Source organism: Streptomyces sp. NPDC051211, from assembly GCF_040689505.1.
Lineage (GTDB): Bacteria > Actinomycetota > Actinomycetes > Streptomycetales > Streptomycetaceae > Streptomyces.
In genome coordinates this window covers 78,936-94,466 of the sequence record NZ_JBFBAV010000002.1, presented here as the reverse complement: position 1 = coordinate 94,466, position 15,531 = coordinate 78,936, and the positions used below count along the sequence as shown (strand labels likewise).

Annotated in this window: 17 protein-coding genes; 12 read left to right on the top strand and 5 right to left on the bottom strand. The window is 72.3% G+C overall.

The features are described 5' to 3' along the window. Positions 1 to 17: 17 nt before the first annotated feature. On the bottom strand, positions 18 to 668 hold the full coding sequence (locus AB0447_RS03395; protein WP_366474752.1) for an AIM24 family protein: 651 nt from the start codon (positions 666 to 668) through the stop codon (positions 18 to 20). Beyond that, entirely contained in the window at positions 668 to 1,351 is a 684-nt protein-coding gene (locus tag AB0447_RS03390) for an AIM24 family protein (RefSeq protein WP_366474751.1), read from the bottom strand. The genes AB0447_RS03395 and AB0447_RS03390 overlap by 1 nt, the downstream gene beginning before the upstream one ends. 127 nt (positions 1,352 to 1,478) lie before the next feature. On the opposite strand from AB0447_RS03390, the gene AB0447_RS03385 reads away from it, so the two are divergent. Continuing rightward, positions 1,479 to 1,838 (top strand): DUF3817 domain-containing protein, encoded by a 360-nt coding sequence (locus tag AB0447_RS03385; RefSeq protein ID WP_366474750.1) that lies wholly within the window; start codon positions 1,479 to 1,481, stop codon positions 1,836 to 1,838. After that, complete coding sequence (locus AB0447_RS03380) at positions 1,835 to 2,131, top strand: MTH1187 family thiamine-binding protein (RefSeq protein WP_366474749.1); 297 nt, start codon at positions 1,835 to 1,837, stop codon at positions 2,129 to 2,131. The genes AB0447_RS03385 and AB0447_RS03380 overlap by 4 nt, the downstream gene beginning before the upstream one ends. Positions 2,132 to 2,192: 61 nt before the next feature. Here the strand turns inward: AB0447_RS03380 and AB0447_RS03375 are convergent, their stop codons facing one another. Further along, on the bottom strand, positions 2,193 to 3,263 hold the full coding sequence (locus tag AB0447_RS03375) for a glycoside hydrolase family 6 protein (RefSeq protein WP_366474748.1): 1,071 nt from the start codon (positions 3,261 to 3,263) through the stop codon (positions 2,193 to 2,195). A gap of 71 nt (positions 3,264 to 3,334) precedes the next feature. After that, a complete protein-coding gene (locus AB0447_RS03370; RefSeq protein WP_366474747.1) occupies positions 3,335 to 4,375 on the bottom strand; it encodes a DUF5937 family protein in 1,041 nt (346 codons plus the stop codon). A gap of 165 nt (positions 4,376 to 4,540) precedes the next feature. Between AB0447_RS03370 and AB0447_RS03365 the strand changes: the two genes are divergently transcribed. The 6 genes from AB0447_RS03365 to AB0447_RS03340 all read left to right on the top strand — a co-directional run bounded on the left by AB0447_RS03365 (position 4,541) and on the right by AB0447_RS03340 (position 10,339). Beyond that, the gene (locus AB0447_RS03365) at positions 4,541 to 5,281 is read left to right on the top strand and encodes a tyrosine-protein phosphatase (RefSeq protein ID WP_366474746.1); all 741 of its coding nucleotides are present in this window, start codon (positions 4,541 to 4,543) and stop codon (positions 5,279 to 5,281) included. Between the two features lie 148 nt (positions 5,282 to 5,429). After that, a complete protein-coding gene (locus tag AB0447_RS03360) occupies positions 5,430 to 6,677 on the top strand; it encodes an MFS transporter (RefSeq protein WP_366474745.1) in 1,248 nt (415 codons plus the stop codon). Between the two features lie 21 nt (positions 6,678 to 6,698). After that, positions 6,699 to 7,208: a MarR family transcriptional regulator gene (locus tag AB0447_RS03355; RefSeq protein WP_366474744.1), complete on the top strand. Its 510-nt coding sequence runs from the start codon at positions 6,699 to 6,701 to the stop codon at positions 7,206 to 7,208. Positions 7,209 to 7,294: 86 nt separating this feature from the next. Further along, on the top strand, positions 7,295 to 7,621 hold the full coding sequence (locus AB0447_RS03350; RefSeq protein WP_366474743.1) for a DUF3817 domain-containing protein: 327 nt from the start codon (positions 7,295 to 7,297) through the stop codon (positions 7,619 to 7,621). Between the two features lie 121 nt (positions 7,622 to 7,742). After that, on the top strand, positions 7,743 to 9,443 hold the full coding sequence (locus tag AB0447_RS03345; protein ID WP_366474742.1) for a methylmalonyl-CoA mutase family protein: 1,701 nt from the start codon (positions 7,743 to 7,745) through the stop codon (positions 9,441 to 9,443). An 80-nt stretch (positions 9,444 to 9,523) separates the two neighbouring features. Next, on the top strand, positions 9,524 to 10,339 hold the full coding sequence (locus AB0447_RS03340) for a hypothetical protein (RefSeq protein WP_366474741.1): 816 nt from the start codon (positions 9,524 to 9,526) through the stop codon (positions 10,337 to 10,339). A 74-nt stretch (positions 10,340 to 10,413) separates the two neighbouring features. Here AB0447_RS03340 and AB0447_RS03335 read toward each other — a convergent pair whose 3' ends face one another. Next, positions 10,414 to 11,043: a TetR/AcrR family transcriptional regulator gene (locus AB0447_RS03335; protein WP_366475082.1), complete on the bottom strand. Its 630-nt coding sequence runs from the start codon at positions 11,041 to 11,043 to the stop codon at positions 10,414 to 10,416. 250 nt (positions 11,044 to 11,293) lie between these two features. Here AB0447_RS03335 and AB0447_RS03330 point away from each other — a divergent pair, with 250 nt between their 5' ends. The 4 genes from AB0447_RS03330 (at position 11,294) to AB0447_RS03315 (ending at position 15,465) form a co-directional block, all read left to right on the top strand. After that, positions 11,294 to 12,295 carry a tetratricopeptide repeat protein gene (locus tag AB0447_RS03330; protein WP_366474740.1) on the top strand — a complete coding sequence of 334 codons (1,002 nt, stop codon included), beginning with the start codon at positions 11,294 to 11,296 and terminating at the stop codon, positions 12,293 to 12,295. 589 nt (positions 12,296 to 12,884) lie between these two features. Further along, positions 12,885 to 13,526 carry a DUF6230 family protein gene (locus AB0447_RS03325; protein WP_366474739.1) on the top strand — a complete coding sequence of 214 codons (642 nt, stop codon included), beginning with the start codon at positions 12,885 to 12,887 and terminating at the stop codon, positions 13,524 to 13,526. A 117-nt stretch (positions 13,527 to 13,643) separates the two neighbouring features. Then, positions 13,644 to 14,159: a DUF6114 domain-containing protein gene (locus tag AB0447_RS03320; RefSeq protein ID WP_366474738.1), complete on the top strand. Its 516-nt coding sequence runs from the start codon at positions 13,644 to 13,646 to the stop codon at positions 14,157 to 14,159. Then, positions 14,149 to 15,465 carry a hypothetical protein gene (locus AB0447_RS03315; protein WP_366474737.1) on the top strand — a complete coding sequence of 439 codons (1,317 nt, stop codon included), beginning with the start codon at positions 14,149 to 14,151 and terminating at the stop codon, positions 15,463 to 15,465. Before AB0447_RS03320 ends, AB0447_RS03315 begins: the two co-directional genes overlap by 11 nt. The last annotated feature ends 66 nt before the right edge of the window (positions 15,466 to 15,531 follow it).

The window sequence follows — 15,531 nt, the reverse complement described above, 5'->3', positions numbered from 1 at the left end:
CATGGGAGGTCCAAAGGTCACAGCTTCTCCTCCGAGGCCTGTACGTACACCGCGCCCTGGCCGGACAGCTCCAGCTGGAACGCCTCACCCGATCCGCGGCCCACCATGTCGCGCCAGCCGAGCGCGGTGGACAGCTTGTTGCGGACGTCCCCGTGGTGGGCGACGTACGCCTGCGGGTCCACGTGGACCGGGCGCTGCGGGGTGATGGGGAGTTCGATGACCCCGCCGTGGGCCATCACGGCGACCGCGCCGTGGCCCTTGAGAGTGGTGGTGAACAGGCCCTGGCCGGTCACCTGGCCGCGGACCATGCCCATGACCCCGCCCTGCGAGCCCATGAACATGGTGCCCTGCTGCAGGGTCCCGTCGAAGGCGAGCAGCCGGTCCGCCTCGACGTACAGGGTCTCGCCGGTCAGGTTGATCACCTGGATGTGGTGGCCGCCGTGGCCGAACATCACGGTGCCGCTGCCCTCGACCGTCATCAGCGGGGTCTGCTCGTTCGCCACCCGGCGCCCGATCATGCCCATGACGCCGCCCTGGCCGCCGGTGGTGTTCGGCGTGAAGGAGACCTCGCCGCGGTACGCGAGCATCGCGCCGCGCTGGCTGTAGAGCCGCTGCCCGGGAATGACCTGGGCCTCGATCATCTTCGAGTTGATCTCGCGGAACGGCATCAGACGTCGCCCCCGATGGTGTTGCGCTCGCTGGGCTGCACGTAGACCAGCCCCTCGCCCTCGAAGCGGATCTGGAACGCCTCCCCGGAGCCCTCGCCGATCAGCGTGCGGAAGGTCACCCCGGACTGGAAGTGCTGCTGCAGGTTGCCGGTGTGCGCGATGTACGCCCCCGGGTCGACCGAGAGCGGATACTGGGCGCTGACCCGCAGCACCACCGCCGGGCCGTCGGACATGATCGCCGCCTGCCCGGTGCCCTCCACGGTGGTGGTGAACAGGCCGTTGCCGGTCGCCCCGCCGCGCAGGCCGGTGAAGCTGGTGCCGGTGCGCAGGCCGGCGTCGGTGCACAGCAGGTTGCTGGACTCGACGTACAGCTTCTCCCCGTGCAGATTGACCAGATTGATCTCACTCGCGCGGTCGGCGAAGAAGCAGGTCCCCTGCCCCTGCACTTCCATCATCGTCATCTGTTCGCCGGTCAGCCGCCGGGTGACCATGCCCCGGAGGCCTTCACCGCCGCCGGACATCTTTTTGAAGGCCATCTGACCGTCGTACGCGACCATCGAGCCGTTCTTCGCTTTGACGGCATCGCCGGTCAGGTCGACGGCGAGCACCTTGCTGCCTTGGAGTCGGAACTGAGCCACGGGGATGACGGTATCGGCAGCGAGCCCACCCGAACAGGGCCCCATGGCCGATATCCGGTGTGATCACCGCGATCCCTCCCGCTCCGGGCTCCGGCGGCGCCCCCGGGTCAAGATCGCGCAAACCGGCTGAGACACTGGGACGGACCCCCGGCACCCATCCCGAAGGTTCACTGTGGACATCAAGACCGCTTCCGCCCTGCACCGGCTGCGCCTCGTCTCCGTCCCCGAGGCGCTGTCGTTCCCGGCTCTGCTGATCTTCGGCTCGCTGCTGAGCCGGGTCTCGGACATCGACTACCTGATGCTGCCGCTCGGCATCCTGCACGGCGTCCTGTTCGTCATCTACGCGCTCTTCCTGCTGGACGTGTGGAACAAGGCGAAGTGGCCGGTCAAGAAGGTCGCCCTGTTCTTCGTGCTGGCGCTGCTGCCCTTCGGCGGGCTGTACGGCGACCGGCTGCTCAAGCGCGACGAGGCCGACAGCGTGATCGCCGCTCGGGCCCGCGCGGCGGTCGGCACGGAAAGCGCCTCGGCGTGATCGTCGCGTTCTCGGTGACTCCGCTCGGGGTCGGCGAAGAGGTCGGCGAGTACGTGGCCGACGCGGTCCGGGTGGTCCGGGAGTCGGGCCTGCCGAACCGCACCGACGCCATGTTCACCACCATCGAGGGCGAGTGGAACGAGGTCATGGACGTCGTCCGGCGTGCGGTGGCGGCGGTGGAGCAGCGGGCGCCGAGGGTCTCCTTCATCCTCAAGGCGGACATCCGGCCCGGCGTGACCGACGGCATCACCTCCAAGGTCGACACGGTGGAGCGCCACCTCGCCACGGGGTGACCCGGCCCCCGGCCGCATGTGCGCGCCGGGGTCCTCCTAGGGGGTGTCCGGTGGACACCCCCTAGCCCTGGTCCTTGGCCCGGCGGGCCAGGCCGAGGGCGTAGGACGGCCACCACTCGCCGGCCGCCGGGCCGCCGCGGCAGGTGCCGTCGGATTCGCCCGGGGGCTTGATCCACAGGTACGCGTCGACCAGCGGGTCGCCCGTGCGGTCGGTGGGCGGGGTGCCGAGCGAGCGGCCGGGCGGGTTGCAGCGGGCCTGCTGCCCGTCGCCGGGCAGTGGGCCGTCACCGTTGCGGCCGGTGTCGAGGACGAAGTGCTTGCCTCCGGTGCGCCGGGAGAGTTCGGCACCGTAGCTCCGGCCGTCCGCGTCGGACCGGAAGTCCGAGACGTTCAGGGAGAAGCCGTCGGCCCGGTCCAGCCCGGCCCGGCGCAGCGGTTCGACCAGCTTGCCCGGGTCCGGGATCCAGGCCGGACTCCCCGCGTCCAGATAGACCCTGGTGTTGCGGTTCCGCTTGAGCCGGTCCACGGCCTCCGACAGCAGCCGCAGCCGCTCACCGCGGTGGGCGGCCGGGGCGCAGCCGTCGACGAGCTGCGGGACCGCGCCCGGTTCCAGGATCACGACGGCCTTCGCCGCGCCGACGGAGTCGGCGAACCTGTCGATCCAGCGCCGGTAGGCCGGGCCGTCGTGGGCTCCGGGACTGCGGTCGGCGGAGGGGCGGGCGCAGTCCCGGTGCGGGAGGTTGTGCGCGGCGAGGACCAGGGTCCGCTTCGCCGCCCCGGCGCTCCGCGCGGCCCGCCGGATCTCCGGCCCCGGATCGCCCCCCGGCGCCCACAGCGCCACCGGCCGGTCCGCGATCCGCCGCAGCACCTGCGCGTCGCTGTTGCGCCCCTGCGCCTCCCAGGCGTCCGCCTGCCGGGCCGCGTCGCTCTGCGGGTCCACCCAGAACGGCGACTCCGCGGAGTCCGCGCCCGTGCCCTGGTCGGCGCCCGCCGCCGCGGCCCCCGGTGCGCCGGCCGCCTGCGGACCGGGCCGGTCGGGCCCGGACGACGTACAGCCGGCTGCCGTCGCCAGCGCGAGGGCGGCCACGAGGGCGGCGGCGAGCGGGCGGTGTCGGTGTCTCAGGCCTGGCATCCGGCTTCCTCGGGACGGCGGGGCGGACAACGGACCGGGACATCGTGACATGTCGGGCGAATCGCCCTCCGTCACGACACCGGGGCCGAACCGGTGGCGAGTGCGATGCCCAGCGGGGTGCACTCGTAGTACACCTGGTGGCCGTGCCGGCGCCGGGTCAGCAGGCCGGCCCCGTACAGGGCCTTGAGATGTGCCGAGACGGAGGACGGCGCCAGGCCGAGGCGGTGGGCGAGCGCGGTGGTGGACGCCGGCTCGTGCAGCGCGCAGAGTACGTCGGCCCGGGCCCGGCCCAGCAGCCCGGCCAGCGCGGCCGGGGTCCGGGCCCGGCCCTGACCTCGGCCCTGGCCCTGGTCCTGGCCCTGCTCCTGGTCCTGCGCCCACAGCGAGCCGATCCCGCGCGCCGGGTACACGACGGTGGGCTGCCAGGGCGGGTCGAACCCGCCGACCACGTCCGGCCAGACGAACGCGCTCGGCATCAGGACCAGGCCCTGCCCGGCGAGAACGCGGTCGTGGTGGGTCTCCCGGTGCACGGTCAGGGTGTCCGCGGCCTCGTCCCAGCGCAGGTCCGGGTGCAGACCGTCGAACAGGGCGGCCAGCCCGCCGGCCGCGAGACGGCGCGAGTGGAACAGGATGTCGGCCTCCAGCAGGGCGCGCAGCCGCGGCCAGTCCGGCTCGATCAGCGCGTGCCAGGCCGCCTCGGACAGGTCGGCCAACTCCTGCACCGCGCGCGCCGGATCGGCGAGCACGGCCCGGCCGGTGTCGCTGTCGAGCGCGCCGGGCGTACAGGCGAGGGAGCGGCGGAGGTCCTCCCGGGCCGCCTCGGGGTCGGTCAGGCGGACCGCGGCCGTCTCCTCCTCGAAGGAGGCACCGGGGCCGGCGGGAGGCGGCCACAGGAAGTCCGGACTGTGCCCGCGGTGCGGCATCAGCAGCCACAGCGGCCGCAGGTCCAGCCCGGCGGCCGCCGCGCGGATCCGCCGCAGCCAGGGCCGGTGGTACGCGTGCCGGCCGGGCCGCAGCAGCACCCGTACCGCCTCCTGCGTCTCCCAGCGCGGCGAGATCGCGAACCGGCAGCGGAGCAGGTCCCCGGGGCCGAAGCGGTGGTGGAAGGACATGGCGGCCGGTCCTGTCGACGAGGCGGAAGCGCGGGCGCCCAGGGTCCGCCGGGCCGGCCCGGCGCGGCAAGCCGGACGGCGCGGCAAGCCGGGCGGCGCGACAAGGCCCTCGACCTCCGGCCGGCCGTGGACGCGCGGCCGGGTCGCCGCCTTAGGGTGGCGCGCATGACACGACACGTCGACTTCGATCGCCTGCACAACTTCCGTGACCTGGGCGGCTATCGGACCCGCAACGGCCGCGAGCTGCGCTGGGGCCGGCTCTACCGGTCCGACTCGCTGGGCAAGCTGGCGGGGGAGGAGGCCAAGGCGGACCTCGACCGGTTCCGCGAGCTGGGCATACGGACCGTCATCGACCTGCGCTACCCGTGGGAGATCGAGGCGAAGGGGCGCGTCCCGGAGCAGCAGGGCCTCGACTACCTCAACCTCAGCATCGAGCACCGGCCCTACGACCAGGCCGAGATCGACCCGGAGCTGGACCCCTGGCGCTATCTCGCCGACCGGTTCGCGGAGGTCGCCGACGACGGTGCCGCGGAACTCCGCGAGGCGCTGGAGGCCATCGCCGCCGAGGACGGCCCCCAGGTGTTCCACTGCGCCTCCGGCAAGGACCGCACCGGCCTGCTCGCCGCGCTCGTCCTCGCGCTGCTGGACGTTCCGGAGGACGTGATCGCCGCGGACTTCGCCCTCACCGAACTGGCCACGGAGCGCCTCGTCGCGGACTGGCACGCGGCCAATCCCGGGCGCACCCTGCGCTGGCCGGCGTACGGCCGGGCACCGGAGCAGATCATCCGCCTCTTCCTGGCGGACCTGACGGCCCGCCACGGTTCCGTCCACGCCTACGCGGTGGACCACCTCGGCATCGACGCCGACCTCGTCCCCCGCCTCCGGGACCGCCTCCTGGTCTCCTGACCCCCTGCGCCCGACCCCGCGTCCAGCCCGGGGTTCGGCCCTGCAAACGGCCCCGCGTCCGGCCCGGGATTCGGCCCTTCACCCGTCCGGGATTCGGCCTGGGCCGAATCACTGCCCGCCCGGTGCCCCGGGCGGGCAGGGTCGGGGCATGGTCGTTGCCGATGAAGCCGGCGCCGGAACCCGTCCGGCGCCCGGCTACGCCTCCGTGTTCCGGGTCCGCGAGTTCCGTGCCGTGTTCGCCGCCCACCTGATGTCCGTGCTCGGCGTGGTCGTCGCCGAGATCGCCCTCACCGTCCTCGTGTTCCGCCTCACCGGATCCCCCCTGCTGAGCGCCCTCACCTTCGCCCTCGGATTCCTGCCCTACGCCCTCGGCGGGACCCTGCTCGCCGGCCTGGCCGACCGGTACCCCGCCCGGCGGGTGCTCGTCGGATGCGATCTGCTCTGCGCCTGCTGCGCCGCCGCCATGGTGCTGCCCGGGGCCCCGGTTCCCCTCCTGCTCGCCCTGCGCTGCGCCATGGCCGTGGTCGCCCCGCTCTTCCAGGGCACCCGGGCCGCCTCCCTCGCCGACATCCTCGGCGCCGGGGACGCCTTCGTGCTGGGCCGGTCCCTGCTCCGCATGGTCGCCCAGAGCGCCCTGCTGGCAGGCTTCGGCCTCGGCGGGCTGCTGCTCACCGCCGTGTCCCCGCGCGCGGCCATCGCCGTCACCGCCGCCGGCTTCGCCGGTTCCGCCCTGCTGCTCCGCTTCGGCACCCGGGACCGCCCGGCCCGCGCCGCGGCCGCCCGGACCTCCCCGCGCGCCGGACTCCGCGCCGTGTTCGCCGACCGCCGGCTCCGCGCGCTCACCCTGCTGTGCTGGCTGCCGCCGCTCTTCCTGGTCGTACCGGAGGCGCTGATGGCCCCGTACGCCGACCGGATCGGCGCCGGCACCGCCGCCCTCGGACTGCTCATGTGCGCGCTGCCCGTCGGCACCGTCGCGGGCGAACTGTGGGCCGGCTCCGCGCTCGGCCCCCGGACCCGGTCCCGGATCACCGCCCCGCTGGCCGCCGTGGTCCTGCTGCCGCTCCTCGGGTACGCCGCGCGCCCCGGCCTCGCCGTCACCCTGGTCCTGCTGCTGCTCGCCGGGCTGGCCCACGCGTACACCCTCGGCCTGGACCGCTGGTACGTCGACGCGCTCCCGGAGGAGCTGCGCGGCCGGGCGATGACCCTGTTGTCCACCGGGCTGATGACCCTGCAGGGCGTCGGGATGGCGGCGGCCGGGCTGGCCGCCGAGTTCCTGTCGGTGCACACCGTCGTCGCCGGAGCCGGGGCGCTCGGCACGGCCTGCGTGCTCGCCCTGCTCGCCGAGCTCGCCCGGTCCGGGGGATCGAAGAGTGAGACGGGCCTGTCCGCCAAATGACCGGCCGGTAAGGTCGGGTGCGTGCCCAAGCCCCTCAGCCTCCCCTTCGACCCCATCGCCCGTGCCGACGAGCTCTGGCAGCAGCGCTGGGGCCCGGTCCCCTCGATGGCCGCGATCACCTCGATCATGCGGGCGCACCAGATCCTGCTCGGCGAGGTGGACGCGGTGGTCAAGCCGTACGGGCTGACCTTCGCCCGCTACGAGGCGCTGGTGCTGCTCACCTTCTCCAAGGCCGGCGAGCTTCCGATGTCGAAGATCGGTGAGCGGCTGATGGTCCACCCGACCTCGGTGACCAACACCGTCGACCGGCTGGTGAAGTCCGGGCTGGTGGCCAAGCGACCCAACCCGAACGACGGGCGCGGCACCCTGGCGTCCATCACGGACAAGGGGCGCGAGGTCGTGGAGGCCGCGACCCGGGACCTGATGGACATGGACTTCGGGCTGGGCGCGTACGACGCGGAGGAGTGCGCGGAGATCTTCGCCATGCTCAGGCCGCTCCGCATCGCCGCCGCCGACTTCGAGGAGAAGTAGTCCGGGCCGGGGCATCCGACACCCCGGCACCCCGGTGCCCGGTCCCGGGTCAAGATCGAGCAAAACGGACGGTTAGGCTCGACGGCATGAAAAAAAGCGTGCTGACCCGCTACCGCGTCATGGCCTACGTGACCGCGGTCATGCTCCTGATCCTCTGCGCCTGCATGGTGGCCAAGTACGGCTTCGGCACCGGCGCCGACGTCACCTTCGCGGTATCCCAGGCGCACGGTGTGCTCTTCATGATCTACCTGGTCTTCGCCTTCGACCTCGGTTCGAAGGCGAAGTGGTCCTTCGGCAAGCTGCTGTGGGTCCTGGTGAGCGGCACGATTCCGCTGGCCGCCTTCTTCGTCGAGCGCCGGATCCGCGCCGAGGTCGAGCCGCTGTTCGCCGAGGCGCAGCCCGCCCGCGCCTGAGCTCCCGGGGCCTCTTCCGGAGGCACCCGGCCTCGCGCGCCGCTGGAGCCGAGCACCCCCGGGACGAGTTCCCGGGGGTTTGCCATCGACATTTACTAGGACGTCCTAGTAAATTCGCAGTATGGACGCTGACGCCATCGAAGAAGGCCGCCGTCGCTGGCAGGCCCGTTACGACAAGGCCCGCACGCGGGACGCCGACTTCACCACGCTCTCCGGCGATGCCGTCGATCCGGTCTACGGGCCGCGTCCGGGCGACACGTACGAGGGATTCGAACGGATCGGGTGGCCGGGCGAGTACCCCTACACCCGCGGTCTGCACGCCACCGGCTACCGCGGCCGGACCTGGACCATCCGGCAGTTCGCCGGGTTCGGCAACGCCGAGCAGACCAACGAGCGCTACAAGATGATCCTGGCCGCCGGCGGCGGCGGCCTCTCCGTGGCCTTCGACATGCCCACCCTGATGGGCCGCGACTCCGACGACCCCCGCTCGCTCGGCGAGGTCGGCCACTGCGGAGTCGCCATCGACTCCGCCGCCGACATGGAGGTCCTGTTCAAGGACATCCCCCTCGGGGACGTCACCACCTCCATGACCATCTCCGGCCCGGCCGTGCCCGTCTTCTGCATGTACCTGGTCGCCGCCGAGCGGCAGGGCATCGACCCGGCCGTCCTCAACGGCACGCTGCAGACGGACATCTTCAAGGAGTACATCGCCCAGAAGGAATGGCTCTTCGAGCCCGAGCCGCACCTGCGGCTCATCGGCGACCTCATGGAGTACTGCGCCACCGGCATCCCCGCCTACAAGCCGCTCTCCGTCTCCGGCTACCACATCCGCGAGGCCGGAGCCACGGCCGCGCAGGAGCTCGCCTACACCCTCGCCGACGGCTTCGGCTACGTGGAGCTGGGCCTCTCGCGCGGCCTGGACGTCGACGTCTTCGCGCCCGGCCTCTCCTTCTTCTTCGACGCGCACCTCGACTTCTTCGAGGAGATCGCCAAGTTCCGCGCCGCCCGCCGGATCTGGGCGCGCTGGATGAAGGAGGTGTACGGCGCGAAGTCCGACAAGGCGATGTGGCTGCGCTTCCACACCCAGACCGCCGGTGTCTCGCTGACCGCCCAGCAGCCGTACAACAACGTCGTACGGACGGCCGTGGAGGCCCTCGCGGCCGTCCTCGGCGGCACCAACTCCCTGCACACCAACGCCCTCGACGAGACCCTCGCGCTGCCCAGCGAGCAGGCCGCGGAGATCGCGCTGCGCACCCAGCAGGTGCTGATGGAGGAGACCGGGGTGGCCAACGTGGCCGACCCGCTCGGCGGTTCCTGGTACGTCGAACAGCTCACCGACCGCATCGAGGCCGACGCGGAGAAGATCTTCGACCAGATCCGGGAGCGCGGGCTGCGCGCCCACCCGGACGGCCGGCACCCGATCGGTCCGATCACCTCCGGCATCCTGCGCGGCATCGAGGACGGCTGGTTCACCGGCGAGATCGCCGAGTCGGCCTTCCAGTACCAGCGGTCGCTGGAGAAGGGCGACAAGCGGGTCGTCGGCGTCAACGTCCACCACGGCTCGGTCACCGGGGACCTGGAGATCCTCCGGGTCAGCCACGAGGTGGAGTGGGAGCAGGTCCGGGTCCTGGGCGAGCGCAAGGGCCGCCGGGACGAGGAGAAGGTGCGGGCCTCCCTGGACGAGATGCTGACCGCCGCCCGGGACGGCTCGAACATGATCCCGGCGATGCTGGACGCGGTGCGGGCCGAGGCGACGCTCGGCGAGATCTGCAACGCGCTCCGGGACGAGTGGGGCACCTACACGGAGCCGCCGGGCTTCTGAGCCCGCGGTAGGTCCCCAGCCGAACCGGGCCCGGGGAAACCTCATGGAACGGCCGGTCGTGGCGCCCGTACGGTGGCGCCATGACCGGCCGTTCCTTCTCCGCCCCCGTCCGCGACGTCCGGGTCCGGTACCACCGGCCCGGCGGCGACGGGGCGTACGCGCACCTCCTCGCCGACTTCGAGCCGCCGTCCGGACCGGGCGGGGAGCCGGAGTTCGTCAACGAGCTCTCCCCGTTCCGGCTGCCGCCCGGGCACGCCGAAGCCGTGTGGCGGGGCGTTCGGGAGGGGCTGGGCGGGCACCGCGCTCTGGTGCGGCTGCGGACGGGGACGCTCCACCTGGCGGATTCCGCCGAGCACGGCTACCGGGAGGCCGGGCGGCTCGCGGCCCGCGGGGCGCTGATCGCGGCCGGGCTGGGTGAACCGGAACCGCCGTCGGGGGCGGAAGCGGAATCCGGAGCGGTGCCGGACGGGGAGCTGCCGGGCGTGACCTGGCCCGGCCGGCGCGGCCTTCCGCTGCCGGCGGCGGTGCGCGGCCTGACCGTGCGCGTCCTGTACAACCGGGGCGGCTGCGGCCCCTTCGCGATCGTCACCGCGGACCTGGAACCGCCCGGCCCGGAGGGCGGGCCGGAGCTGCTGAGCGAGGTGCCGGAGGACCGGCTGCCGGCCGAGTACCTGCCGGCGCTGCGGGCCGGCCTGGCGGACGGGCTCTGCGGGGTCGCCGCCCGGGTGCGGATCACCGACGGCCGGTTCCACGAGGTGGACTCCTCGGAGCTCGCGTACGAGCTGGCGGGCCGGGCGGCCGGGCTGGGAGCCCTCGCCGCGACGGGCCTGCTGCCGGACGCCGCGGTGGGCGACTCGCGCCGCCTCCGGGTGACCTGGCCCGGCCGCCGGAGCTGAGCGGCCGCCGGAGGTGAGCGGCGGCCGGAGGTGAGTGGCGGCCGGAGGTGAGCTTCGGCGCCGCTCGGCGGCGACTAGCCCTGGGCCGCCGCGCCGCGCAGGCCGTGCATCAGCAGGGCCGTGAAGGTGGCCACCCACAGCTCGTCCACCGGCTCGGAGCTGACCAGCGCGCGGTGCACCACCGTGCCCGCGATCACGTCGAAGATCAGGTCCGTGGTGCGGCCGGCCACCGCCTCGTCCTCCTCGTACGGGAGTTCACCGCGGGCCTGCGCGCGTTCCCGGCCCAGTACGACGAGACGTTTCTGCCGGTCCACGATCGCCGACCGGATCCGGTCCCGGAGCGCCTCGTCCCGGGTGGACTCCGCGACCACCGCCATCAGCGCCGTACGGGCCTCCGGACGCCGCAGCAGCTCCGCGAAACGGAGCACCACGTACTCGACGTCCGCCTCCAGCGAGCCCCGGTCGGGGAGTTCCAGGGAGTCGAAGAGCTCCGCGACCGCGTCCACGACCAGTTCGTTCTTGCCGGACCAGCGGCGGTACAGGGTGGTCTTGGCGACGCCCGCGCGGGCCGCGACATCGCCCATGGACACCTTGGACCAGCCCAGCTCGCACAGCGCGTCCCGGGTCGCGGCGAGGATCGCGGCGTCCGCCGCTGCGCTGCGCGGGCGGCCGGTGCGGCCGGAAGTGGAATCGGGGGTGTGCATGGCGGGCATGGCGAGGACCATACCGGCCGGTAGCGGAACCGCCGTGAGCCCCGTCACTGTGCCGCCACTGTGGTTGAGATCACGGCGCGGCGGACCGTCCGGGCGAGTTACGCTACGGCTCGTAGCGTAAGAGTCGGTTCCGAGCGGCCCACGCGACAACCACAGGCGCCAGGTGGGGACCCGGCGCCACTCTGATCTGAATTCCGTCGATCCTTTTCGTCGGCGCGCGCATACGGGGGAGGATGTACGCATGCAGCCCAGAAACATGTCCATGAGCGGCGTCGTCGACCTCGCCGCGGTGAAGGCGGCCGGCGAGGCCAAGGCGAAGGCCGAGCAGGCGCGCGCGGAGTCGGCCCGGCAGGGCGGCTCCACGGCGGTGCCGCCGTCCGCCCTCGTCATCGACGTCGACGAGGCCGGTTTTGAACGCGATGTGATCCAGCGCTCCACCGAGGTCCCGGTCGTCATCGACTTCTGGGCCGAGTGGTGCGAGCCCTGCAAGCAGCTCGGCCCGCTCCTGGAGCGGCTGGCCGTGGAGGCCAACGGCCGGTTCGTGCTCGCCAAGGTGGACGTCGACGCCAACCAGATGCTGATGCAGCAGTTCGGCATCCAGGGCATCCCGGCCGTGTTCGCGGTCGTCGCCGGCCAGGCGCTGCCGCTGTTCCAGGGGGCGGCCCCCGAGCAGCAGATCCGCGAGACCCTCGCGCAGCTGATCCAGGTCGCCGAGGAGCGCTTCGGGCTCACCGGGATCGCGGTGGACGCGTCCGCCGCCGGGGCACACGCAGAGGGCGCGGCGGGCGGCCCGGCTGCCGGCGCGCCCGCCGCCGCGCCGGCCGGCCCGTACGACGCGCTGCTGGAAGCGGCCATGGCCGCGCTGGACGCCGGCGATCTGGGCGGTGCCGTGCAGGCGTACAAGAACGTACTGGCCGACGACCCGGCCCACCCGGAGGCCCGGCTGGGTCTCGCGCAGGCCGAACTCCTGGCGCGGGTCCAGGGCATGAACCCGCAGGAAGTGCGGGCGGCGGCCGCCGCGGACCCGAAGGACCCGGCGGCGCAGATCGCGGCGGCGGACCTGGACCTGGTCGGCGGGCACGTCGAGGACGCCTTCGGGCGGCTGGTCGACACCGTGCGCGTGACGGCCGGCGAGGACCGGGACGCGGTGCGGGTGCGGCTGCTGGAGCTGTTCGAGGTCATCGGCGCCGACGATCCGCGCGTGACGGCGGCCCGTACCGCCCTTGCCCGGGTGCTCTTCTGAGCCCCGCAAGACGGCTGGAGCGCCGCCTGAGCGCACCGGCGATTTATTGACACACAGCTCAACAACGATCCCGCTTTGCCAAAACTTGGTAATCGAGCGGGCTGTTACTCGCAGTAAATCGAACCCCTGGATCTGTCCGCTTGCGGATGGATTCAGGGGTTCTGTCGTGGCCGGGGGTGACACCCTCTGTGGCCACCCGACGGCGACGGGTCGCACCCCGGTTATCCAGCCGTTACCCGCCAGTAACGACCCCCCTTGTGCGGCAGCGTGGAATGGACCACGATCGGCCACGCTCGGTCCATCCCGCAGAGCCGCTCACCCGGAGTGCGGTGATGGGTCCCCACCGAGTGGACCGGTGGCAGTGGCACCGGCCCAGGGACAGGGGGGTCTCTGCCACACCGGCAGGGCCTGTCCTCCAGGTTGCGCGGACGCGTGGCCCAGTGGTTGTCGCTCGGGGGTGATCGCCGGTGTACCTGACGCGGATCCGCGCCACGGACTCCTGCGCTCCTTCCCGAGGACGTAGCACTTCTCCCATCCCAGGACGGGCAGGGCCCCGACCGGAGATGTACGTCCGAGAAGGAGGAACAACATGAATTCCCAGGTTCGTGGCGGGACCAGATGGAAGCGCTTCGCGCTCGTCATGGTGCCGAGCATCGCGGCCACCGCCGCGGTCGGTGTGGGTCTGGCGCAGGGTGCCCTCGCGGCGTCCTTCAGCGTGTCGGGCCAGGACTTCAAGGTGCGCGCCGACGAGCTCGTCGGTGAGGACCTGATCCAGTACGGCGGCATCGCCAAGGGGCACGACCTCCACGGCAAGCCCCAGGCTCACCCGGTCACCATCTCCGGGTTCAAGAAGGCCACCATCACCAACATGTGCCAGTCGCTGGTCACCCCGGTGCCCGGCATTGGCAACATCACCCTGAAGCTGCAGACGGGCCACAAGGGCCGTCCGGCGGTCGCGGACAACATCTACCTGGATGTCGCGGAGCTCGACGCGGACGCCAAGTTCGAGCAGCTCGACATCGGTGTCGCGGTGGGCGACAAGTCGCACACCACCAAGGCGCAGCCCGGCACCGTGTCCAGCCCGTTCGCGTTCTCGCAGCGCGCCAAGACGGCGACGCTGACGAACGTGCGGCAGAAGGCGTGGGCGACGACGGCGGGTACCTTCACCCTGCCCGACCTCAAGCTCCGCCTGCTCAGCGGCGACCAGCCGTGCTACCAGGACGAGAAGTAGTCCGTCCCGGTGCTTGACCGGACGGGTGGACGGCGGCTGCGGCTGCGGCCGTCCCCGACCGCCCGTCCGGGCTCCACCTAGTTCTCCGTACCACCGTTTTCCAGGGAGCTGTTGTCCATGAACCCCGCAGACGACCACTGGCTCACCGTGGTGTACTACCGCTTCCACTCCTGGAGCGGCAAGCGGCCGTTCTGGGCCGGGCTGTTCACTCTGCTGGGCGGCGTCCCCATCGCGTACTTCCCGTACGCAGACGTCCGGCTGGGCAATATCACCATCGCCATGGCGACCACCGGCGGTGCCGGCGCGCTCATCATCGGCGTCCTGCTGATCACCCTGGGCCTGGCCCTGTGGTTCCAGCAGGGCATCCGGATCTTCGCGGGTGTCGCCACCCTCCTGCTGGGCCTGGTGTCCCTGCCGGTGTCCAACCTCGGCGGCTTCTTCATGGGCTTCCTGTGTGCGCTGGTGGGTGGCTGCCTCGCGCTGTCGTGGGTGCCGGGAGAACCCGCTGAGGCGGCGGCCGCAGCGGCGCCCGAACCGGTGGCCGCAGCCGTCCCGGGCCCCCGCGAGACGGACATGTACTACGCGACCGAGACGACTGCCCACGCCGATGGCGGGAGGAACAGTGCGGGGTGACGAGACGCAGCGGGCCGCGGCCCCTGACGCAGAGTCCCGTGAGAGAAAGGGCCCGCGGCACGCGGCGCCCAGGAAGTCGCTGCTGACGAAGCTCCAGATACCCGTCGGCAAGACCATGGCGCTGGCCGCGATGCCCACGGCGGTGTTCGTCGGCATGGGAATGGCTCCCAAGCTCGCGCTGGCGGACGAGAAGGACAATCCCTTCGCGCCCGGCCCGTGCGTGACGCGCTCCGACGAGCCGGCCGACGAGAAGAGCAAGTCCCCGTCGCCGTCCGCGTCGAAGTCCCCGTCGAAGAAGCCTTCGCCGCGTACGTCGCCCGGCGCGACCCCGAGCCCGGGTGCTTCGAAGAGCCCCTCGGCCAAGCCGTCCGCATCCGCGTCGGCTTCGGCTTCGTCCGCCGCCAAGCCGGAGGCGGCAGTCGCGACGCCGGCCACGACTTCCACTCCTACTCCTACTCCGACGAAGACCGTGAACCCGCTGGACCCGCTGGGTGTCGGCGACACGGTCAAGGGATTCTTCGACGGCCTCACCGGCCAGGACGGCAAGCCGGCCACCACCCCGGCCCCTGCCCCCACCCCCTCCGCCCCCTCCACCGCCACCCCCACTTCGAAGGCCGTGGACCCGAAGGAGCAGGAGATCCGGGACGCCGCCAAGAAGGCGGGCGTATCGGTGTCCGAACTGTCCCAGGAGGTCAAGGACACCGCGACCGCCCCGAAGGACGAGACGGGCAGGAAGCCCGGCAAGGCCGACAAGTCCGGCGACAAGGACGACAAGGACGACAAGGCCGAGGCGACGAAGGACCCGGACGGCAAGCAGCCGTTCCCGTGTCCGACGCACGACGCCAAGGCGCTGGCCGACGCGAAGCTGGAGCCGGGCATCCCGCTCCTGCCGGACGAGCCCTGGTACCTCGACAGCTCCCTGCTGACCCTCTACGGCCTGAAGTACCACGGCATCGTCGAGGTGAAGACGGCCAGCGGCAAGATCAAGAAGGTGCTGAAGTTCACCGCCTCATCCGTGGACATCAAGGACCTGTATCAGACCGTGGGCAAGACCGGAAACATCGCTCACCTCAAGTCCAAGCCGGGCTCCACCTCGGAGATCCGGGGCGGCACGGTGACGATGTACACCGAGAGCATCAAGGGCAGGCTCTTCTGGGCCATCCCGGTCGAGTTCACCCCCGAGACCCCGCCCCCGCTCGACGTTCCCCTGGCGGTCTTCGCCGACGCGAAGGTCGTCCAGGCCGGCCAGTTCGGCGGCACCCTGACGGTCCCGGGCCTGAAGAACTACATCGGTCCCGCGAAGTAGTGACGCCTGCGGCCGTGGCCCGGACCCCCCGATGGGGTCCGGGCCACGGCCGTCTGTGCGGGTGTT